The sequence below is a fragment of the Burkholderia ubonensis subsp. mesacidophila genome, from assembly GCF_002097715.1.
Classification (GTDB): Bacteria; Pseudomonadota; Gammaproteobacteria; order Burkholderiales; family Burkholderiaceae; genus Burkholderia; species Burkholderia mesacidophila.
This window is the reverse complement of the sequence record NZ_CP020737.1, coordinates 2107199-2128686: the sequence shown is the minus strand read 5'-3', so window position 1 is coordinate 2128686 and position 21488 is coordinate 2107199. Positions and strand designations below refer to the sequence as shown.

At 67.6% G+C, this 21488-nt stretch carries 20 protein-coding genes and 1 other RNA gene; 11 read left to right on the top strand and 10 right to left on the bottom strand.

What is annotated here, in order from left to right; translation table 11 throughout:
* The first annotated feature begins 77 nt into the window (after positions 1-77).
* Both B7P44_RS09955 and clpB read left to right on the top strand, forming a co-directional pair.
* Positions 78-575, top strand: a complete 498-nt coding sequence (locus B7P44_RS09955; RefSeq protein ID WP_084903423.1) for an Rrf2 family transcriptional regulator — start codon at positions 78-80, stop codon at positions 573-575.
* 149 nt (positions 576-724) lie between these two features.
* The gene (gene clpB, locus B7P44_RS09950; protein WP_084903420.1) at positions 725-3322 is read left to right on the top strand and encodes an ATP-dependent chaperone ClpB; all 2598 of its coding nucleotides are present in this window, start codon (positions 725-727) and stop codon (positions 3320-3322) included.
* Between the two features lie 112 nt (positions 3323-3434).
* Here clpB and B7P44_RS09945 read toward each other — a convergent pair whose 3' ends face one another.
* Positions 3435-3866 (bottom strand): YidB family protein, encoded by a 432-nt coding sequence (locus B7P44_RS09945; protein ID WP_084903418.1) that lies wholly within the window; start codon positions 3864-3866, stop codon positions 3435-3437.
* Positions 3867-3952: 86 nt separating this feature from the next.
* Positions 3953-4558 (bottom strand): ComEA family DNA-binding protein, encoded by a 606-nt coding sequence (locus B7P44_RS09940; RefSeq protein ID WP_084903415.1) that lies wholly within the window; start codon positions 4556-4558, stop codon positions 3953-3955.
* A gap of 277 nt (positions 4559-4835) precedes the next feature.
* Between B7P44_RS09940 and B7P44_RS09935 the strand changes: the two genes are divergently transcribed.
* Positions 4836-5288, top strand: coding sequence for a MerR family transcriptional regulator (locus B7P44_RS09935; RefSeq protein ID WP_084903413.1), 453 nt, complete (start codon positions 4836-4838; stop codon positions 5286-5288).
* On the top strand, positions 5272-5670 hold the full coding sequence (locus tag B7P44_RS09930) for a carboxymuconolactone decarboxylase family protein (protein ID WP_084903410.1): 399 nt from the start codon (positions 5272-5274) through the stop codon (positions 5668-5670). The genes B7P44_RS09935 and B7P44_RS09930 overlap by 17 nt, the downstream gene beginning before the upstream one ends.
* Positions 5671-5722: 52 nt before the next feature.
* Here the strand turns inward: B7P44_RS09930 and B7P44_RS09925 are convergent, their stop codons facing one another.
* The 8 genes from B7P44_RS09925 to trxA form a co-directional block, all read right to left on the bottom strand.
* Positions 5723-7084, bottom strand: a complete 1362-nt coding sequence (locus B7P44_RS09925; RefSeq protein WP_084903407.1) for an MATE family efflux transporter — start codon at positions 7082-7084, stop codon at positions 5723-5725.
* A gap of 2 nt (positions 7085-7086) precedes the next feature.
* On the bottom strand, positions 7087-8916 hold the full coding sequence (locus B7P44_RS09920; RefSeq protein WP_088511434.1) for an ArnT family glycosyltransferase: 1830 nt from the start codon (positions 8914-8916) through the stop codon (positions 7087-7089).
* Between the two features lie 146 nt (positions 8917-9062).
* Entirely contained in the window at positions 9063-9326 is a 264-nt protein-coding gene (locus B7P44_RS09915) for a type B 50S ribosomal protein L31 (protein ID WP_084903402.1), read from the bottom strand.
* Positions 9327-9483: 157 nt separating this feature from the next.
* Complete coding sequence (locus B7P44_RS09910) at positions 9484-10317, bottom strand: M90 family metallopeptidase (RefSeq protein WP_084903399.1); 834 nt, start codon at positions 10315-10317, stop codon at positions 9484-9486.
* 37 nt (positions 10318-10354) lie between these two features.
* On the bottom strand, positions 10355-11911 hold the full coding sequence (locus B7P44_RS09905; protein WP_084903398.1) for an MFS transporter: 1557 nt from the start codon (positions 11909-11911) through the stop codon (positions 10355-10357).
* Positions 11908-12408, bottom strand: coding sequence for a MerR family transcriptional regulator (locus B7P44_RS09900; protein WP_084903395.1), 501 nt, complete (start codon positions 12406-12408; stop codon positions 11908-11910). Before B7P44_RS09900 ends, B7P44_RS09905 begins: the two co-directional genes overlap by 4 nt.
* Positions 12409-12541: 133 nt before the next feature.
* A complete protein-coding gene (gene rho / locus B7P44_RS09895; RefSeq protein WP_006478662.1) occupies positions 12542-13804 on the bottom strand; it encodes a transcription termination factor Rho in 1263 nt (420 codons plus the stop codon).
* A 197-nt stretch (positions 13805-14001) separates the two neighbouring features.
* Complete coding sequence (gene trxA, locus B7P44_RS09890; protein WP_006402348.1) at positions 14002-14328, bottom strand: thioredoxin TrxA; 327 nt, start codon at positions 14326-14328, stop codon at positions 14002-14004.
* Positions 14329-14695: 367 nt separating this feature from the next.
* On the opposite strand from trxA, the gene ffs reads away from it, so the two are divergent.
* From ffs to B7P44_RS09855, 7 genes are all read left to right on the top strand, one after another.
* An RNA gene (ffs, locus tag B7P44_RS09885) (signal recognition particle sRNA small type) lies at positions 14696-14794 on the top strand.
* A gap of 127 nt (positions 14795-14921) precedes the next feature.
* Positions 14922-17264 (top strand): DNA polymerase III subunit gamma/tau, encoded by a 2343-nt coding sequence (gene dnaX / locus B7P44_RS09880; RefSeq protein ID WP_084903393.1) that lies wholly within the window; start codon positions 14922-14924, stop codon positions 17262-17264.
* A 93-nt stretch (positions 17265-17357) separates the two neighbouring features.
* On the top strand, positions 17358-17684 hold the full coding sequence (locus tag B7P44_RS09875; protein ID WP_042584164.1) for a YbaB/EbfC family nucleoid-associated protein: 327 nt from the start codon (positions 17358-17360) through the stop codon (positions 17682-17684).
* A gap of 31 nt (positions 17685-17715) precedes the next feature.
* Entirely contained in the window at positions 17716-18312 is a 597-nt protein-coding gene (gene recR, locus B7P44_RS09870; RefSeq protein WP_010092235.1) for a recombination mediator RecR, read from the top strand.
* 51 nt (positions 18313-18363) lie between these two features.
* Entirely contained in the window at positions 18364-19569 is a 1206-nt protein-coding gene (locus tag B7P44_RS09865) for a CaiB/BaiF CoA transferase family protein (protein WP_042584163.1), read from the top strand.
* Positions 19570-19674: 105 nt separating this feature from the next.
* Positions 19675-20436 (top strand): 5'/3'-nucleotidase SurE, encoded by a 762-nt coding sequence (gene surE / locus B7P44_RS09860; RefSeq protein ID WP_084903390.1) that lies wholly within the window; start codon positions 19675-19677, stop codon positions 20434-20436.
* Positions 20433-21485, top strand: coding sequence for a protein-L-isoaspartate(D-aspartate) O-methyltransferase (locus B7P44_RS09855; protein ID WP_084903388.1), 1053 nt, complete (start codon positions 20433-20435; stop codon positions 21483-21485). Before surE ends, B7P44_RS09855 begins: the two co-directional genes overlap by 4 nt.
* The last annotated feature ends 3 nt before the right edge of the window (positions 21486-21488 follow it).

Below are 21488 nucleotides of genomic sequence, written 5' to 3'. Positions count from 1 at the left end.
GCAACCGGGGCCGCGAGCCGGACCGTCCGCCGGGGCGCGCATAATCAGTTCACGATCATCAAACACCGCTTTCATCCATGAGACTGACCGACTACACCGACTACTCGCTGAGAGTCATGCTGTACCTCGCCGTGCGCGGCGAGGGGCTCGCGACGATCCAGGAGATTTCGGACGCCTACGGCATCTCGAAGAACCATCTGATGAAGGTCGTGCAGCGCCTCGGCGAGCTCGGCTGGGTCGATACCGTCCGCGGCCGCAACGGCGGGCTGCGGCTGTTCCCGCACTCGGCGCGGCTGACGGTCGGCCAGGTCGTGCGGGAGACCGAGAACGATTTCGCGCTGGTCGGCTGCTTTGCCGGCGGAGAATCGCCGCGTGCGTGCGTCATCGAGCCGCAGTGTCGCCTGAAGGGCGTGCTGGCGGCGGCGCGCGACGCATTCTTCGCGGAACTCGACCAGCACACGCTCGGCGAGCTCGCGCAACCCGCGTCGCCGCTCGCGGCGCTGCTCGGCGTCAAGCCGATCACCATCGTGCGGGACGCGGCGGCGCCCGCCGAGTCGTCGTCGCTCGCCGGCTGACGCGTGTCCGCCCGCCGTGCGCTGCGAGCCGCCGTTCGCAGATTGCGCCGGTCCGTGAACACTTTTGCGCTGAATCAACAGGAATCCGCTTGAAAGCCGCATAACCATCCTCATTTTGGTGTTAATCGAAAATTGGAGGTCTCTACCAAATGAGAATCGACAAGCTCACCACCAAATTCCAGGAAGCGCTGTCGGATGCGCAAAGCCTCGCGGCAGGCCGCGACAATCAATATATCGAACCGGTTCACGTGCTGGCCGCGCTGATCGCGCAGCAAGACGGTTCGGCGCGCTCGCTGATGTCGCGCGCGGGCGTCCATGTGCAGGCGCTGCAGGGCGCGCTGAACGAGGCGATCTCGCGCCTGCCGCAAGTGACGGGCACGGGCGGCGACATCCAGCTCGGCCGCGAGCTGATCGGCCTGCTGAACCAGGCGGACAAGGAAGCGCAAAAGCTCAACGACACGTTCATCGCGAGCGAGATGTTCCTGCTCGCCGCCGCCGACGACAAGGGCGAGGTCGGCCGGCTCGCGCGCCAGCACGGCCTGACGCGCAAGGCGCTCGAAGCCGCGATCGCCGCGGTGCGCGGCGGCTCGCAGGTGCACAGCCAGGACGCGGAAAGCCAGCGCGAGGCGCTGAAGAAGTACACGGTCGACCTGACCGAGCGCGCCCGCGCAGGCAAGCTCGATCCGGTGATCGGCCGCGACGACGAAATCCGCCGCTCGATCCAGATCCTGCAGCGCCGCACCAAGAACAACCCGGTGCTGATCGGCGAGCCGGGCGTCGGCAAGACCGCGATCGTCGAAGGGCTCGCGCAGCGGATCGTCAACGGCGAAGTGCCGGAAACGCTGAAGGGCAAGCGCGTGCTGTCGCTCGACATGGCGGCGCTGCTCGCCGGCGCGAAGTATCGCGGCGAATTCGAGGAGCGCCTGAAGGCGGTGCTCAACGACATCGCGAAGGACGAAGGCCAGACGATCGTCTTCATCGACGAAATTCACACGATGGTCGGCGCGGGCAAGGCCGAAGGCGCGCTGGACGCGGGCAACATGCTGAAGCCGGCGCTGTCGCGCGGCGAGCTGCACTGCATCGGCGCGACCACGCTCGACGAATACCGCAAGTACATCGAGAAGGACGCCGCGCTCGAACGCCGCTTCCAGAAGGTGCTCGTCGACGAGCCGAGCGTCGAGGCGACGATCGCGATCCTGCGCGGGCTGCAGGAGAAGTACGAGCTGCACCACGGCGTCGACATCACCGACCCGGCGATCGTCGCCGCGGCCGAGCTGTCGCATCGCTACATCACCGACCGCTTCCTGCCGGACAAGGCGATCGACCTGATCGACGAGGCGGCGTCGAAGATCAAGATGGAAATCGATTCGAAGCCCGAAGAGATGGACAAGCTCGACCGCCGGCTGATCCAGCTGAAGATCGAGCGCGAGGCCGTGAAGAAGGAGCAGGACGAGGCGTCGCAAAAGCGCCTGCAGCTGATCGAGGAGGAAATCGAACGGCTCGGCCGCGAATACTCGGACCTCGAGGAGATCTGGACCGCCGAGAAGGCCGCGGTGCAGGGCAGCGCGCAGCTCAAGGAAGAGATCGAGAAGGTGCGCGCCGACATCGCGCGCCTGCAGCGCGAAGGCAAGCTCGAGAAGGTCGCGGAGCTGCAGTACGGCAAGCTGCCGCAACTCGACGCGCAGTTGAAGCAGGTCACGCAGGCCGAAGAGCGGGAACAGCACAACCCGACGCGTCCGCGTCTGTTGCGCACGCAGGTCGGCGCGGAGGAAATCGCGGAAGTCGTGTCGCGCGCCACCGGCATTCCGGTGTCGCGGATGATGCAGGGCGAGCGCGAGAAGCTGCTGCACATCGAGGAGAAGCTGCACGAGCGCGTGGTCGGCCAGAACGAGGCGATCGACGCGGTCGCCGACGCGATTCGCCGTTCGCGCGCGGGTCTCGCCGATCCGAACCGTCCGTACGGCTCGTTCCTGTTCCTCGGCCCGACGGGCGTCGGCAAGACCGAGCTGTGCAAGGCGCTCGCGGCGTTCCTGTTCGACTCGGAGGAGCACCTGATCCGCATCGACATGAGCGAGTTCATGGAGAAGCACAGCGTCGCGCGGCTGATCGGCGCGCCGCCGGGCTATGTCGGCTACGAGGAAGGCGGCTACCTGACGGAAGCCGTGCGCCGCAAGCCGTACAGCGTGATCCTGCTCGACGAGATCGAGAAGGCGCATCCGGACGTGTTCAACGTGCTGCTGCAGGTGCTCGACGACGGCCGCATGACGGACGGGCAGGGTCGCACGGTCGACTTCAAGAACACGGTGATCGTGATGACGTCGAACCTCGGCTCGCAGGTGATCCAGGCGATGACGGGTTCGCCGCAGGAAGAGATCAAGGACGCGGTGTGGCTCGAGGTGAAGCAGCATTTCCGCCCCGAGTTCCTGAACCGGATCGACGACGTCGTCGTGTTCCATGCGCTCGACCGCAGCAACATCCAGTCGATCGCGAAGATCCAGCTCGCCCGCCTGCACGACCGGCTCGCGAAGCTCGACATGGCGCTCGACGTATCGGAAGCGGCGCTCGAGCAGATCGGCAAGGTCGGCTACGATCCGCTGTTCGGCGCGCGGCCGCTCAAGCGCGCGATCCAGCAGGAGATCGAGAACCCGGTCGCGAAGCTGATCCTCGCGGGGCGTTTCGGTCCGAAGGACGTGATTCCGGTCGATGTCCGGGACGGCACGTTCGTGTTCGACCGCGTCGTTCACTGAGCGCGCGCGTCTCGGTGCGGGACCCGGCGCGGGATGCTGGGTCGCCAAAAAGCAAACACCCCGCCGCGAGGCGGGGTGTTTTTTTATCCGGCGTCCAGCTGCCGGCTCAGGCTTACGCCTGCTTGTTGCCGCCGAACAGGCCCGCGAGCTGCGTCAGCGTGCCGAGTACGTTGGACGTGTCGACCTGGCCGTCGGCCGGCACTTCGCCGTTCGGCGTCGCATGGTTGACGACGTGCGGCAGCACCTGCGCGAGGATGCCCGACGCCTGCGCCGGATCGACGCCGAACTTGCTCGCCAGCGCGCCGACCGCGTCGGAGCCGAGCACGTTCTGCAGCGTGTCGGGCGAGATCGGCTGGTTCTCGCCGGTGCCGACCCACGAGCCGATGATGTCGCCGGCGCCGCCGGCCTTGAACTTCTCGATCAGGCCGTTCAGGCCGCCGGGCTGGTTGTTGATGAATTCGAGCGCCGCCGACAGCAGCGCGCTTTGCGAATTGCCGCCGGCCTGGCCGCCGAGCAGACCGCCGACGATGTCGAGTAGACCCATGATGCTTCACCTTCAATGAAACGGCGCCGCGACGGCGGCGCCCGTGGAACGAAGCCGCGCGCGCACCGTTGCGCACGCGGCGCGAATCAGGCGCCCGACGCCGCAGCGGCGGAGGCAGCCTTGTCTTTCTTGCCTTTCTTCTTCGAACCCTTCGTTGCCTTCGCGGCAGACGCGTCGGCCGGCGCACTTGCGTCCGCGGTCGGCGCCGATGCGCCGGCGGCCGCTGCGACCTTGTCCTTCTTCGACGCGCGCTTGGCCTTGGCCTGCTTCGACGCCGCTTCCGGCGCGCTCGCGGCCGGCGCCGGCGCGGTGGTCGTCGCGGCCGGAGCCGTCGTGGCCGGCGTAGCGGCCGGTTTCGTCGCCGGAGCCGTCGTGCCCGCCGTCGCGGCCGGCTTCGACGCCTTCACGCCTTTCGGCGGCGTCGACGAGCCGCCGATCGTCAGGCCATTTTCCTCGAGATGCGCGACCGACTTCGTGCCGAGGCCCTTCACGCGGTTCGCGAGATCGTCGGCATCCTTGAACGGGCCGTTCTTGGTGCGTTCGTCGATGATCGCCTTCGACTTCACGGGCCCGAGACCCTTGACGGACTCCAGCGCGGTCTGGTCGGCCGTGTTGACTTCGACTGCCGCGGCGAAGGCCGCGGTCAGCGACAGCGATAGCGCGACGAACAGCATCAGCAGCTTTTTCAGCATGGCAAAGGCTCCCTGGTTCGAACGGATGAATGACTGGTGCAACGGACGGCAGGCGGCACGTGGCCGGGCGTCGCCGTTAAGGATAGGACAAATGCGTGCCCTTTTTAAGACAGGCTGCCGGAATCTTGCTGAACGCCTGCGCCGCTGTAAAGGGCACCGGCCCCGCCGGACCGCGGTTTTGACGATGTTTGACGGAATCGCCGTTCACGTTGCGCTGGCCGTCGACAAGTCCTTGACTTAGAGTGAACTCTAAGTCCTAACCTTGAGCCTGTCTGTCATGTCACCCGTATCGAAGACTTCCGCCGCACGCGTCCTGACGATCGGTCAGGTTGCCGAACTGATCGGCGTGTCGACGCACACGCTGCGCTACTACGAGCAGGCGGGCCTGCTGCGCGCGATCGCGCGCACGCCGGCCGGGCACCGGCTGTATGCGCCGGCCGACCTCGACTGGCTGCGCTTCGTGATGCGCCTGAAGGCGACCGGCATGCCGATCGCGCAGATGCAGCAGTTCGCCGCATTGCGGGCACGCGGCGAGCCGACGCTCGGCGCGCGCCGCGAACTGCTGGTCGCGCATCGCGACGCGGTGCGTGCGCATCTCGCGGAGCTGCAGGCGAGCCTCGACGTGATCGTCGAGAAGATCGCCTATTACGAGACGGCGGAGCGCGACGCGGGGCGACAGGCGACATCCCCACAACCGGAACAGGACACACGCCATGGAACGACTCGCTGACGACCGCTACACGCGCGGCTGGAACAAACTGAAGGAAATCGACGGCGACGTCGGCGAACGCGTGATCGCGGCGCTCGCGCCGATCGCGCCGGATTTCGGCCGGCTGCTGGTCGAGTTTGGGTTCGGCGATATCTACAGCCGGCCGCAGCTCGACCTGAGGGCGCGCGAGATCGCGACGATTGCCGCGCTCGCCGCGCTGGGCAATGCGCAGCCGCAACTCAAGGTGCATATCGAGGCGGCGCTGAACGTCGGCTGCACGCGCGACGAGATCGTCGAGGTGTTCATGCAGATGGCTGTCTACGCGGGTTTTCCGGCCGCGCTGAATGCGCTGTTCGCCGCGCACGAGGTGTTCCGGCAGCACGACGGCGAGGTGGCGGCATAGGCAGCACAGGCGGCCGCCTGACGCGGGCGGCGCGTGCCCGTCATGCGCGCTTTCAGGCGGGCTCGGGCGAGGGCGCCGGCGTGCGGCTCACGTGGCGCAGATACAGCGCGAGCCCGGCGCCCGCGAGCATCAGGCTCATCGTGTTCGCGAACCAGAAGCCGCGCGCGCCGGTCAGCCACGCGGGCGCGTAGCCGCCGACGTCGAAGCCGAGCAGGTAGCCGCCGCCGAGCCCGACGCCCCACAGCGCGACCGCGTAGATGACGGTCGGCACGACCGCGACCTTGTACGCGCGCAGCGCGAATGCGGATGTGACCTGCAGCGCGTCGAAAAAGTGATAGCAGGTGACGATCGCGACGAGCGGTATCGCGGCCGCGGCGACCGCCGGGTTCGGCGTGTAGCCGCCGACGATCAGCGGGCGCAGCGCGAACACGAGCACGCCGTACAGCACGGCGATCCCGCCCGCGAGCGTCACGCCGTGCCGGCCGAGCAGCCGGGCTTCGTCGCGCTGCCCGGCGCCGAGCGCGCGGGCGACGAGCGTGGACGTCGCGACACCGATCGACAGCGGCGTCATGTACAGCACGCCGCTGATGTTGGCGGCGATCTGGTGTCCGGCGAGCGTGGTCGTGCCGAACTGCGCGATGAAGAGCGCCATGCAGGTGAAGGACGTGACCTCGATCAGGTACGACAGGCCCATCGGCACGCCGAGCTTCAAAATCGCCTTCTGGCGCGCCCAGACCGGCCAGCAGAAGCGCGAGAAGATCGCAAGCGGTGCGAACACGTCGAGCTTCGCGAGCAGCGTGAAGCCGACCAGCGCGAGCGCCCAGTTGATCACCGTGCTCGCGAGCCCGCACCCCGGGCCGCCGAGCGCAGGCACGCCGAGCCCGCCGAAGATGAACCAGACGTTCAGCGGAAACTTGAGCGCGAGCGCGCCGATCTGCAGGATCATCGCGAGGCGCGGCTTGCCGGCCGCGTTGGTGAGCGCGCCGTAGATCCGGAACACGAGGCTCGCGGGCAACCCGAACGACAGGAGGCGCAGATAGGCGACGGTGCGCTCGTGCAGCGCGGCGGGCGCGTGCGCGAGACGCAGCAGCGGCTCGGGGAAATGCAGCAGCAGGAAGCCGGGCACCGCGAGCAGCGCGGCGAGCCACAGCGCCTGGCGGACTTCCTCGCCGATCTCGGCGTAGCGCCGCGCGCCGTACAGCTGGCCGGTGATCGGCTGCAGCGCGGACAGGATGCCCGTCAGGCCGATGAAGACCGACAGGTAGAGCGATGCGCCGAGCCCGAGCGCGGCGAGGTCGACGGCGGAGAAGCGGCCGACCATCGCGGTGTCGGTCACGCCGAACGCGATGATCGCGAGCTGGCCGACGAGCACCGGCCATGCGAGGCCGATGATGCGACGGATGTCCGCGAGCATCGTCAATCGTTGGCCTGGCGGCGCGGCGGCCGGCGCTTGACCGGCGTCTTCGGCCGTTCGATGCGCTCGTACAGGCGGAAACGCTCGTCGCGGTCTGCGGCGCGTCGGCCTTCCCAGACGAGACGCCACACATACCGCGATATCGAGCTCGGCTCACCGAAATCGGCGCGGTCCTGGCGCAGGATCACGTCGCAGTCGCCGGCGTAATCGAAGTGCATGTTGCCGAAATACGCGAACGTCGCGATCTGCGCGTCGCCGAGCCGCACCGGCGAAATGCACTCGTAATCGGACGGCAGGTGCGCGGCGATCTGCTGCGCGACGTCGCGATAGGTCCGGCCGTAGTTGACGATCGGCAGCCACAGCGTCATCAGCAGCACCCACATCAGCGTGGTGCCGGCGCCCGACAGCACGACGCTGCGCCACAGCACCTTCGGCTGGCGCGACACGCGCCACCGCGCGAGTAGGAACCAGCAGACCGTCACCGCGACCGCGCAGACGAACGACAGCACCTTGAAGTGCGGCTCGTAGCCGGGCAGGAGGCGTGCGAGGTTGCGCGCGAGCGGGTGCGGGAAACCGGTCACCGACGCCAGCCAGACGAGCCACACGAAGCTGCCGAGGATCGTGAAGCTCAACACCGCGAACCAGTCGATCGCGTTGATCGCGCCGCGCTTCAGCGTCGGCAGCGCGAACGTCGCGAGCACCGCGAGCGGCGGCAGCAGCAGCATGTACATGCGGTTCGACTGCTGGCTCTGCAGGATCACGAGCGCGACGAGCGGCACGACGACCGACAGCGGGATCGCGACGTGCGCGCGCCGGCGCAGGCCGGCCCAGCTCCACCATGCCCAGATCGCGAGCGGCCACGCGGGCCACGTGAAGATCGGCAGGTTCTTCGCCGCGTACATCAGCACGGCGGTCGGCGGGCCGGAAAAGCGCATCAGGCTGCCGCGCACCCACTGATCGAAGAACCACGCGGCGTCGTCGGGCGCCGCGGCGAACGCGGCGAACACCCACAGCGCGATGATCGCGGCGGCGAGTGGCACGCCGACCACGGGCAGGTGCAGGTTGCGCATCCCGGGCGTGACGAGCCACAGCACGGCGGTGCCGACGACGAGCGCGACGGCGAGCACCGGGTTGCCGGACAGGCAGACGAGGCCGATCGCCGCGCCCCACCACAGCGCGCCCTGCAGCGGCTTGTCGATGCCGCGCACGAGCCCGTAGACGAGCATCGCGATCCACGCGAACTGCGCGAGCTGCGGCGTCGTTTCGTGTCCGCGCTCCGCGAGGCCGAAGCAGGCGAGCAGGATCAGCAGTGCGCCGTCGGCGAGCGTGCGGCCGTAGTCGCGCGGTTCGGGCTCGCCGCCGAACGCGTACTTGAACGGCTGGACTTCGGCGCGCCGGCCGAGCAGATACGCGGCGTACCAGACGAACGCGCAGGCGACGCAGAACAGGATGCCGGTGGAGAGCCGCGACGCGTTGCTCGCGTCGACCCAGGACCCAAGCGCGCGGATCGACAGCGCGCCGAGCCAGTATCCCAGCGGTCCGTCGGTCGTGATGAACTTGCCGACGAGATTCGGCAGCAGCCAGTCGTGCCAGCCGCCCTTGGCCATCGTCCACATGACGCCGAAGCCCGCCGCGTCCTCGTTTTTCCACGGGTCGCGGCCGAACAGGCCGAACGCCGAATAGACGAGGCAGAGCGTGAGCAGCAGCCAGCGCGGCAGCGCGCGCGTGGCGGAGGCGGTGAGACGAACGACAGGCTTCATGCAGATGGGCGATTTGTTCTGGGCGCGGCTCGCGCGATGTTGCGCGGCGCGCCGATTTTGAGCATCCGGCATTGTAGACGCGCCGGCCGTTGCGCGTCAGCGGTTGCGCCCGGGCGCCGGCCGACGGCGCGGGGGGCGAGCAGAGACGAAAAAGGGCAGCCTGGGCTGCCCTTTGGTGCGATACCGGTGCGTTGTGGTCACCGGATGCGGCGCGACACTTACTTCGCGACCTTGCCGCTGGCGCGCGAGCCGAACTTGTTCTTGAACTTCTCGACGCGGCCGGCCGTGTCCATGATCTTCTGCTGGCCGGTGTAGAACGAGTGCGATTCCGACGACACTTCGATCTTGGCGAGCGGGTAGGTCTTGCCTTCGAAGTCGATGGTTTCACGCGTCTGGATCGTCGAGCGCGTGATGAACTTGAAGCCGTTCGACATGTCTTGGAAGACGACTTCGCGATAATTCGGGTGGATGCCTTCTTTCATGGTCTTTCCTTGGTGAGAGCGGTAGCCAACCCGCCGCTTGCCGCTCCGAACCGCGCGAATTGCGCGTGTCGGCTGGCGTCAAGCCCGGCGCGAGCCACTTGCCTAAGGTCGAAAAACGGCGATTATGCCAGAAAATCAGACGGTTGACGATTAATTTTCAGGGCGCGTCGAGCGCGCCGGTTTTGGCCGGGTCTTGCCGGTAATAGCGGGCGAGCAGCCGGTAAAGCTCGGGGAATTCGGCCTCGAACGCGCGCGGCCGCACGAACAGCGCCTCGCTGCACACGGCAAAGAATTCCGACGGGTGGTCGGCCGCATAGGGATCGATGACCGAATCCCGCTCGAAGCGCGCCCACGCGCGATCCGACACCGCATCGACGCGCGCGCAGAACTGGTCGTACGCGTTCTCGAACACGTCGGCCCACGCCTGTGCGTCGAGTCGCGGCGCATGCCAGCGACGAAAAAGGGGCGGATAGCCGTCGGCCCAGCCGTTGATCGAGTCGATCTTGTGCGCGAACTCGTGAATCACGGGGTTGTACGCGCTGCGGCCGTCGGTGATCTGCGCGTCTTCCCACGACAGAAACAGCTGGCCGCCTTCCCACGATTCGCCGCTCGCTTCCTCCTCGACTTCGTGGACGACGCCGTCCTCGTCCTGCACGGTCTTGCGGATCAGGAATCCGCCCGGGTACAGGACGATGTCGCTCCAGCCGTCGTACAGCGACAGGTCGAGATTGAGCACAGGCAGGCAGGCTTGCACGGAGATGCTGACGATCATCTCGTCGGTCAGCTCGAGGTCGTGCGCCGTCGAAAACGATTTCCGCGCGAGGAACAGGCTCGTCAGCTCGCGCAGTCGGCCGAGGTCGTCGGGCGACAGGTAGTCGAGGAACGGCAGCCGCTCGACGGTCTCCTGCCACAGCGCGTCGGGGATCGGGTGGCTGCGCAGTGCGCGGTCGCGGCGGCGATGGTCGAGCCAGCGGGTGAGTTTCGAAAACATGGAGACGGCAACGGAATCCCAAAGCCTGTCTTTTAACTCAATCGATGTCTTTTTGCCATGCGGCGAAGATCCCGCCGCATATCGCGATGCCGGCGAGGAAATAGAACCCGTCGAGCGACGACAGGAACGACGCCTGCTGCGCGACCATCCGCGCGATCGACGAGATCGCGAGCGCGTGGGCGTCGCCTGGCGCATGGCCGGCGGCCGCGTAGCTGCGGGTCAGCACGTCGACCGTCTGCTGGAACAGCGGGTCGAACACGTTCGCACGCTCGACGAGCCGCGTCTGGTGCACGGCCAGCCGATGCTGCTCGACGATGATCACCGACGCGGTCGCGAACGAGATCGTCAGCTGGCGGACGATGTTCTTGAGCCGGTAGCCGTGCGTGTATTCGTCGATCGCGAAGATCCGGAACGTCAGGTTCGCGACCGGCAGCACGATGAACAGCAGCAGCAGGCCGCGCAGCAGCAGCGGCAGGATCAGCGCGGCTTCGCCGACCTGCGGCGTCATGCGGGTCATCCACAGCACGGCGAACGCGGCGACCGCGAAGCCCGGCACGATGATCCATTTCTTGTGCGTAATCAGCTTCGCGTAGCGCAGGTATGCGAACAGCGCGGTCGCGGAGATCAGCGACATCGTGCCGACGAGGCGTCCGGCGTTCTCGACCGGATAGCCGAGCCCCGATTCGAGAAAGCGGGAGGTCAGGTAGCTGAAGCCTGTCGACTCGTAGTAATAGAACATGTAGAGCAGGAGCCCGACCAGGAAGGTGCGCTGGCGGAAGGCGTGCAGGCGCACGAGCGGCGTCGGGTGGTGCCACTGGTGGTGCGCGAACCACGCGAGCGCGCCGAGGCCCGCGACCGTCAGCAGGATCAGCATCGGCGAGCCGCTGTAGAGCTGGTACCGCACCTGCTGCATCACGACCTGCAGCGCGCCTTGCGCGAGCGCGAACACGACGTATGGCCAGAAATGCCCGGTGCCGCGCTCGTCGTCGGGCAGGTTGCCGGTGTCGGGCAGCGTCAGCAGCGCGAGGATCGCGAACGCGACGCCCACGGGCGCGGTGCATGCGAACAGCGCGCGCCACGTCGAATGTGCGACGAGCAGGCTGCCGGCGATCGGCGCGAGCGCGCTGCCGAGCAGGATCATGATCAGGAACGCGCGCGTCGCGGGTGGCCGTTCCTGCGGCGTGAAGCTGATCTGGATCAGGATCCGGCACGCGCCCATCATCGGCCCGATGAAATAGCCCTGGAAGCCGCGCGCGAACGCGAGCGCCAGCGACGTATCGGCAAGCGCGGACGCGATCGCACCGAACGAGAACATCAGCATGCAGCCGGCGACGTAGCGGCGGTGTCCGAGGCGGTCGATCCACCATTGCTGCTGGAGGATGCCGAGCACGGCCGCGACCGCGTACGCGCTCGACGACCACACGAGCTCGTCCGGCGACGCGTTGATGCCGCCCGCGATGTAGCTGGCGAAGAACGAGAACGCCGCGTTGTCGAAATAGTCGATGCCGGTGACGAGCGCGAGCGCCCACGGGAACAGGTCGGCGCGCAGGTTCGCGCGGCTCCACTGCAGTGGGCGGTCCGGCGTCGTATTCATGCGCGGCCCTTGCGCGACCGCCGCTCGCTCGCCTCGGCCCGCCGCTGCGCGATCAGCGTGTCCGCGCTTTCGCCGGCGAGGCGCCGCTCGACGTAGTCGATGTCGCGCTGCAGTTCCTTGCGCAGCGCCATTGCTTCCTTCAGCTCGCGCTGGACCGCCGCGATGCGCTGGTCCAGCGTGCCGATCTGTTCCGCGAGACCGGTGCGGATGTCCCGCAGCGACGCGTCCGAATAGCGGCGCCGGCCGTCGTCGGTCTCTTCCAGCGGACGCTTGAGCATTTCGGTGATGCCCTGCAGCGAGAAGCCGAGCGCGCGCAGGCGCAGGATGCGCGCAAAGCGCTCGAGGTCGGCTTCGTCGTAGAGGCGATAACGGCCTCCGCTGCGCGATGGTGTGACGAGCCCGCGCTCCTCGTAGTACTTCAGGGTGCGCGGCGTGACGCCGAGCCGCGCGGCGGCGTCGCTCACGGTCAGCAGCGGGGTGGCGGTGTCGGTCGTCATCGAGGCGGGGTCAGTGGGTTGGAGGCGACAGGATGGATTATAGATCAACGTGTACGTTCACGTTCAGGTTGGCGCGAAAAAACGGCCGCCGGGCGCAATGCGCGGGCGGCCGTCGTATCCGCTGCCGGGGCGATCAGCCGCCGCGGCGCATCAGGTCGAAGAACTCGGAGTTGCTCTTCGTCTGGCGGATCTTGTCGAGCAGGAATTCCATTGCCTCGACTTCGTCCATGTCGTGGATGAATTTGCGCAGCACCCAGATCTTTTGCAGGATCTCGGGCTTGATCAGCATTTCCTCGCGGCGCGTGCCCGACTTGTTCAGGTTGATCGACGGATACACGCGCTTTTCCGCGAGACGGCGCTCGAGGTGCACTTCCATGTTGCCGGTGCCCTTGAACTCTTCGTAGATCACGTCGTCCATGCGGCTGCCGGTTTCGATCAGCGCGGTGCCGATGATCGTCAGCGAGCCGCCTTCCTCGATGTTGCGCGCCGCGCCGAAGAAGCGCTTCGGGCGCTGCAGCGCGTTCGCGTCGACACCGCCCGTCAGCACCTTGCCCGACGCCGGGATCACGGTGTTGTACGCACGTGCGAGACGCGTGATCGAGTCGAGCAGGATCACGACGTCGTGCTTCATTTCGACGAGGCGCTTGGCCTTCTCGATCACCATTTCGGCAACCTGAACGTGGCGCGTGGCCGGTTCGTCGAACGTCGACGCGATCACTTCGCCCGCGACGGAGCGCTGCATTTCGGTCACTTCTTCAGGACGCTCGTCGATCAGCAGCACGAACAGGATCACGTCCGGGTGGTTCTGCTTGATCGCGTGCGCGATGTGCTGGAGCATCACGGTCTTGCCCGACTTCGGCGATGCGACGAGCAGGCCGCGCTGGCCCTTGCCGATCGGCGCAATCATGTCGATGATGCGGCCCGTGACGTTCTCTTCGCCGCGCATTTCGCGCTCGAGCGAGAGCGGCTTGTTCGGGTGCAGCGGCGTGAGGTTCTCGAACATGATCTTGTGTTTCGAGGCCTCGGGCGGCTGCCCGTTGACTTTGTCGACCTTGACAAGCGCGAAGTAGCGCTCGCCGTCCTTCGGCGTACGGACTTCGCCTTCGATCGTGTCGCCGGTGTGCAGGTTGAAGCGGCGGATCTGCGACGGGCTGATATAGATGTCGTCGGTGCTCGCGAGGTACGACATTTCCGGCGAGCGCAGGAAGCCGAAGCCGTCCGGCAGCACTTCGAGCGTGCCGTCGCCGAAGATCGTCTCTCCCGTCTTGGCGCGCTTTTTGAGAATGGCGAACATCAGCTCCTGCTTGCGCAGGCGGTTCGCGTTTTCGATCTCCAGGCCGTTGGCCATCTCGATCAATTCGGACACGTGCAGAGACTTGAGCTCGGATAAATGCATACGGGAATCCCGCCAGGGAAGAGAAGCGACGAAAGAAAAAAGGGAGGAGGGCGAGCGGAATCGCTCAGAGACTTAAATGCGTCTTGTAGACGTTTTTTGATTCTAGCATACGCCGATTCGCGCTTGAGCAGCCGATCGGCGGCTTGGCGGCGGACGTGTTGCCGGTTGACAACACGTCCGCGAGCCTGCCGGTATTTTTACAGGTGGCTGTCCAGGAATGCGGTCAGCTGCGACTTCGACAGCGCGCCGACCTTCTGCGCGGCGGCCGCGCCGTTCTTGAAGAGGATCAGCGTCGGGATGCCGCGCACGCCGAACTTCGCAGGCGTTGCCTGGTTGTCGTCGACGTTGATCTTCGCGATCTGCAGCTTGTCGCCGTAGTCCTTCGCGACTTCGTCGAGGATCGGCGCAATCATCTTGCACGGGCCGCACCATTCGGCCCAGAAATCGACGAGCACCGGCTTGTCGGATTTGACGACGTCCTGTTCGAACGATGCGTCGCTGATGTGTTTGATCTGTTCGCTCATTTGGTCAATACCTCTTTCGGTTCGGGGACTGCCTGCATGGCGCCTGTCGGCGCGCCGGCCACCCGGTGGGCTGCCGGCCGCTGCGGCAGGTAGCTCCGCACTCCGGAAAAGAAGGGCGTAAGCACTGCATAGCGCGGCTCGCGGGTCATTCGGGCGTCATATTAGCCTAAATTGCTATCCGCTGTTGACGGCGATAGTAGCCGCTTCGCGAGTAGGGGCACGTACGCTGAAGACCGTTGCGCCACCCATGTGGAGGCCGGCACGCAAAATACAAGAGGGCGGTCGCGCCTGTTGCGCGCGCCTGCTTTCGCATATTCGTTCGAATAAACGGTCGCATTCGGCGCAAAGCGGTGATAGAATGCGACGTGACGGGCCTCCTCGCATGGTGGGCCGGTGAACCTGGTCAGGTCGGGAACGAAGCAGCCACAGCCGTTTTCCGCCAGTGCCGAGGGTCGGGCTCGTCACCTTCCTTCTCGCCCCGTTCGCAGGGCGTTTTTTATTTCCGCTTTCCACGCGCTTTCCACGTTTTCGCATCCGTGTTCCGTACCGTTTCGCGTGTCGGCGTGACGCAGCGTTGCTGATACAATTTCCCGATGACCTATCAAGTTCTCGCACGCAAGTGGCGTCCGAAGGATTTCGCTTCGCTCGTCGGCCAGGAGCACGTCGTCAGGGCGCTCACGCACGCGCTCGACGGCGGGCGTTTGCATCACGCCTATCTGTTTACAGGTACCCGCGGCGTCGGCAAGACGACGCTGTCGCGGATTTTCGCGAAGGCGCTCAACTGTGAAACCGGCGTGACGTCGCAGCCGTGCGGCGTGTGCCGCGCGTGCCGCGAGATCGACGAAGGCCGCTTCGTCGACTACGTCGAAATGGATGCCGCGAGCAACCGCGGCGTCGACGAAATGGCCGCGCTGCTCGAGCGCGCGGTGTACGCGCCCGTCGATGCGCGCTTCAAGGTCTACATGATCGACGAAGTGCACATGCTGACGAACCACGCGTTCAACGCGATGCTGAAGACGCTCGAGGAGCCGCCGTCGCACGTCAAGTTCATCCTCGCGACGACCGACCCGCAGAAGATTCCCGTCACGGTGCTGTCGCGCTGCCTGCAGTTCAACCTCAAGCAGATGCCGGCCGGGCACATCGTGTCGCATCTCGAGCGCATTCTTTGCGAAGAGCAGATCACGTTCGAGCCGCAGGCGTTGCGCCTGCTCGCGCGCGCGGCGCAAGGCAGCATGCGCGATGCGCTGTCGCTGACCGACCAGGCGATCGCCTATTCGGCGAACGAAGTGACGGAAACGGCCGTGTCGGGGATGCTCGGCGCGCTCGACCAAACCTACATGGTGCGCCTGCTCGACGCGCTCGCGGCCGGCGACGGCACGGAGATTCTCGCGATCGCCGACGAAATGTCGCTGCGCAGCCTGTCGTTCTCGACCGCCTTGCAGGATCTCGCCAGCCTGTTGCACCGGATCGCGTGGGCGCAGTTCGCGCCGGGCTCGGTGCTCGACGAATGGCCGGAAGCGGCCGACCTGCGCCGGTTCGCGCAGACGCTGAGCCCCGAGCAGGTGCAGCTGTTCTACCAGATCGCGACGGTCGGGCGCGCGGAACTGGGCCTCGCGCCCGACGAGTACGCGGGCTTCACGATGACGCTGCTGCGGATGCTCGCGTTCGAGCCGGCGGCGGGGGCTGCCGGCGGCGCGCCGGTCGGCCAGCCCTCGGCGCCGCGCGCCGTGCCGGGGCCGCGTGCGGCCGTGTCGGCCGCGGCCCCGGCGGTGGTGAAGCCGGCGCCGACCGCTCCCGCCGAGGCGACGCGCAAGCCGGCGGCAGCCACGGCGCCGACGGCGTCTGCCGCGCCGCTCGCGCGACCGGCTGCCGATATGTCTGCGCAACCCGGCGAACGCGCCGGCGAGCCGCCTGCCGCTCCCGCGACAAACGAGGCTCCCGCCGCGGCGACTGCTGCGGCTCAGCCGGCTGCGGCAGCCGACGCGGCTGCGCCCGGCGCCGCCGTGAAGAGCGATCCACCCGCACCGCAGGCCGAATCCGAACCCCGTAACGCCGAGGCAGACGCCGCGCCGGCCGAATCCGCGCCGCGCGCCGCGTCGACGGAAGCCGCCTCGCGTCCGGCTGCCCGCGCGGGCGGCGCTGCCGCCGCACTCGACGTGCTGCGCAATGCCGGCATGCGCGTGTCGACCGATCGCTCGCGCGCCGGCGCGACGGCGAAACCGGCCGCGCCGGCCGCTGCGAAACCGGCTGCGCCGCGTCCCGCGGTGCAGGTGCCGACGCCGCGCGCCGCGGCTCGCGCGCCGCAGCCCGACACGCGTCAGGCGCCGCCGCCGTGGGAAGACATTCCGCCGGACGAGTACGTGCCGCTCAGCGCGGACGAGATGTTCGGCGGTCCGCCCGACGACGGCTTCGTGCCGGTGTTCGACAGCGGGCCTGACGACGTGCGCGTCGTGCCGAAGCCGGCCGTGTCCGCGCCGGTCGACACGCGTCCGCTGCCGCCCGCCATCGCGCTCGATCCGATCGGCTTCGACGGCGAGTGGCCGGCGCTGGCCGCGCGGCTGCCGCTGAAGGGCGTCGCATACCAGCTCGCGTTCAACAGCGAGCTGACGGCGGTCGACGCAACGACGCTCAAGCTGTCCGTGCCGGTGCCGCAATACGCGGACGCCGCGCAGGTCGCGAAACTGAAGGCCGCGCTCGCGGATGCGCTCGGCAAGCCGGTCGACGTCGCCGTCGAGGTCGGGCCCGCGCGGCGCACCGCGGCGGCGCTCGACGCGGCCGCGCGCGCGGCGCGCCAGCGCGAGGCGGAGCAGGAGATCCATGCGGATCCGTTCGTCCAGCAGCTCGTGCGCGACTTCGACGCACGCATCGTCGACGGTTCGGTGCGTCCGCTTGCGGATGTCGCGCCTGCGGACAGTGCGGCGCCGACGCTGCATTGAACGGACTGCGCAGCGACAGGCACAATCACGCCCATGCACACTGCCGGCACGCGTCGCGTGCCGGTTTTCACACGATCAAGAAGGAGTATTCCCATGTTGAAAGGCAACATCGCCGGACTGATGAAGCAAGCGCAGCAAATGCAGGAAAACATGAAGAAGATGCAGGAGCAGCTTGCGCAGATCGAGGTCGAAGGGCAGTCGGGCGCGGGCCTTGTCAAGGTGACGATGACCTGCCGCAACGAAGTGCGCCGCGTGGCGATCGACCCGAGCCTGCTCGCGGACGACAAGGACATGCTCGAGGATCTCGTGGCTGCCGCGTTCAACGACGCCGTGCGCAAGGCCGAGGCGACGTCGCAGGAAAAGATGAGCGGCATGACGGCCGGCCTGCCGCTGCCGCCGGGCTTCAAGCTGCCGTTCTGAGCGGCGCGTCCGTCCCGGCATCCGTCGACGTATGAAACAGCCGTCCGCCCTGTCCGCCCTCGTCGAAGCGCTGCGCGTGCTGCCCGGGGTCGGGCCGAAATCCGCGCAACGCATGGCGTACCACCTGATGCAGCACGATCGGGAGGGGGCGGAGCGGCTCGGCCGTTCGCTGCTGTTCGCGACCGAGCATCTGCAGCATTGCGAGAAGTGCAATACGTTCACGGAGGCGCAGATCTGCGAAGTCTGCAGCGACACGGAGCGTGATCCGACGCTGCTGTGCGTCGTCGAGACGCCGGCCGACCAGATCATGCTCGAACAGACGATGACCTATCGCGGGCTGTATTTCGTGCTGATGGGGCGGTTGAGTCCGCTCGACGGCATCGGCCCGAAGGAAATCCATTTCGACCGGCTGGTGCGGCGCGCGTCAGACGGCATCGTCAAGGAGGTCGTGCTCGCGACCAACTTCACGAACGAAGGCGAGGCCACCGCCCACTATCTCGGCCAGACGCTGAAGGCGCGCGGGCTCGCGGTGACGCGTCTCGCGCGCGGCGTGCCGGTCGGCGGGGAGCTGGAATACGTCGATGCGGGCACGATCGCGCGCGCGATGCTCGACCGCCGCACGATGTAACGCAACGGCTGCCGCCGTCCGGCGGTGCCGTTTCTCATGCCAGGGAGACACATGAGCACCAGCCAGGGCCCGCTCGCGGGCGTCAAAGTGCTCGAATTCGGTACGCTGATCGCCGGACCGTTCGCGTCGCGGCTCTTTGCCGAATTCGGCGCGGAAGTCATCAAGATCGAGGATCCGAACGGCGGCGATCCGCTGCGCAAGTGGCGCAAGCTGCATCCGGAGACGGGCGGCACGTCGCTGTGGTGGTCGGTCCAGGCGCGCAACAAGAAATCGGTCACGCTCAATCTGAAATCGGATGCCGGCAAGACGATCGCGCGTCAGCTCGCCCGCGACGCGGACATCGTGATCGAGAATTTCCGCCCGGGCCTGCTCGAGAAGCTCGGGCTCGGCTACGACGTGCTGTCGGCCGAGAATCCCGGCCTCGTGATGGTGCGCCTGTCCGGCTACGGGCAGACCGGCCCGTATCGCGACCGGCCCGGCTTCGGCGCGATCGCCGAATCGATGGGCGGGCTGCGCCACATCACCGGCTACCCCGACTTGCCGCCGCCGCGCATCGGCATCTCGATCGGCGATTCGATCGCCGCGCTGCACGGCGTGATCGGCGCGATGATGGCGCTGCATCATCGCAACATGAACGGCGGCGCGGGGCAGGTCGTCGACGTCGCGCTGTACGAAGCGGTGTTCAACATGATGGAAAGCGTCGTGCCGGAATACGGCGTGTACGGGATGGTGCGCGAGCGCACCGGCGCGTCGCTGCCGGGCATCGTGCCGTCGAACACCTACGCGTGCCGCGACGGCAGCATCGTGATCGGCGGCAACAGCGACCCGATCTTCAAGCGGTTGATGAAGGCGATCGAACGCGACGACCTCGCCGATGATCCGGCGCTCGCGCGCAACGACGGGCGCGTGCCGCGCACGCAGGAGATCGACGACGCGATCGCCGCGTGGCTCGCGCCGCGCACGATCGACGAAGCGCTCGCGGTGCTCAACGCGGCGGACGTGCCGGCCGGGCGGATCTACAGCGTCGCCGACATGTTCACCGATCCGCAGTTCGTCGCGCGACAGATGATCCAGCGCTTCAAGCTTGCCGACGGCACCGACATTCCGCTGCCGAACGTCACGCCGAAACTGTCCGGCACGCCGGGCGAAACGCGCTGGCTCGGGCCCGAGCTCGGCGAGCATACCGACGAGGTGCTGCGCGGCCTCGGCTATGACGCGCAGGCGATCGCGGCGCTGCGCGAAGCCGGCGCGATCTGACCGGGAAGGCCGCTGCGCAACGCGGCGGCGCGTGCCGCGCGAGCGCGCGTTTGCACGGGCCGGACTGTCGCTCTCGCGCCATCTTTCCTCGGTTACAATCGCCGCATGCGAATCCTACTCAGCAACGACGACGGCTATCTCGCCCCCGGTCTCGCGGCGCTTCACGACGCGCTGCAGCCGCTGGCCGAACTCACGGTGACGGCGCCCGAGCAGAACTGCAGCGGCGCATCGAATTCCCTGACCTTGTCGCGACCGCTGTCGGTCCAGCGCTCCGCGAGTACGGGTTTCTTCTACGTGAACGGCACGCCGACCGATTCGGTGCACATCGCGCTGACCGGCATGCTCGATGCGAAGCCGGACCTCGTCGTGTCGGGGATCAACAACGGCCAGAACATGGGCGAGGACACGCTCTATTCGGGGACAGTTGCGGCGGCGACCGAAGGCATCATGTTCGGCGTGCCCGCGATCGCGTTCTCGCTGGTCGACAAGGACTGGGCCCATCTTGCCGACGCCGCGCGCGTCGCCGCCGAGATCGTGCAGCACTATCTCGCGCATCCGCTGCCGGGCCAGCCGTTGCTGAACGTCAATATCCCGAATCTGGCTTACGACGAGCTGAAGGGCTGGAAGGTCACGCGCCTCGGCAAGCGTCACCCGTCGCAGCCGGTGATCCGCCAGACCAACCCGCGCGGCGAGCCGATCTACTGGATCGGGCCGGCAGGGGCGGCGCTGGATGCGAGCGAAGGCACCGATTTCCATGCGGTCGCAAACGGTTTCGTGTCGATCACGCCGCTGCAGCTCGATCTCACGCATACGCACATGCTGCCCGCGACGCACGACTGGGTGCGCGCCGGGGGGCGCGCTTCATGAGCGGCGAGCGCGCGAAGCGGTTCCCGCTCGCGCTCGAAGATCTCAAGCGGGCGCCGCGCAAGGCCGAGGGCCGGGCAGGCGAGCGCCATGCGGCGGGCGACGGCACGCGCCAGCGGTTGTCGGCCGGCGCGTCCGCGCGTGGCGGCGCGGTGGCGACGCCGCGGGCGTCCGATCCGCCTGGCGCGTCCAGACCGGGCACGGCGCCCGCACCCAAGCCGGCTGCTGTGCCGAAACCGATTGCACCCAAGCTGGCGACGCCCGTAGCGGCCACGCGCAAGCCGGCTGCGTCGAAGCCGCCTGCACGCGGGTCGGCGGCCGGCAAGCCTGCCGCGACACCAGCGGCGCCGAAGGCTGCCCCCAAGCCGGCGCTGCAAATGCAGAATGCCGCGCTCGCCGGCGCGCATGCGCTGACGTCGGAACGCGTGCGCGAACGGATGGTCGAACGGCTGCGCGCGAACGGTGTCGCCGACGCGCGCGTGCTGGAGGCCATGGCCGCGGTGCCGCGCCACCTGTTCGTGGATCCCGGGCTCGCGACGCAGGCCTACGAGGATTCCGCGCTGCCGATCGGCCACCAGCAGACGATTTCGAAGCCGTCGGTCGTCGCGCGGATGATCGAGCTCGCGATGGCCGGCCGCACCCTCGAGCGCGTGCTGGAAATCGGCACCGGCTGCGGCTACCAGGCCGCTGTGCTGAGCCATGTCGCACGCGACGTGTATTCGATTGAACGCATCAAGCCGCTCTACGAGCGCGCGAAGCTGAATCTGCGGCCGCTGCGCGTGCCGAACATCCGTCTCCACTACGGCGACGGGCGCGTGGGCTTGCCGTCCGCGGCGCCGTTCGACGCGATCGTGATCGCCGCAGCCGGGCTCGACGTGCCGCAGGCGCTGCTCGAACAGTTGTCGATCGGCGGGCGGCTCGTCGCTCCGGTCGGCGGGCAGAGCGGGCAGCCGCAGGTGCTCACGCTCGTCGAGCGCGTCGCGCCCGCCCAGTGGCGGGAGTCGCGGCTTGATCGCGTTTTCTTTGTCCCTTTAAAATCCGGAGTAATTTGAAAC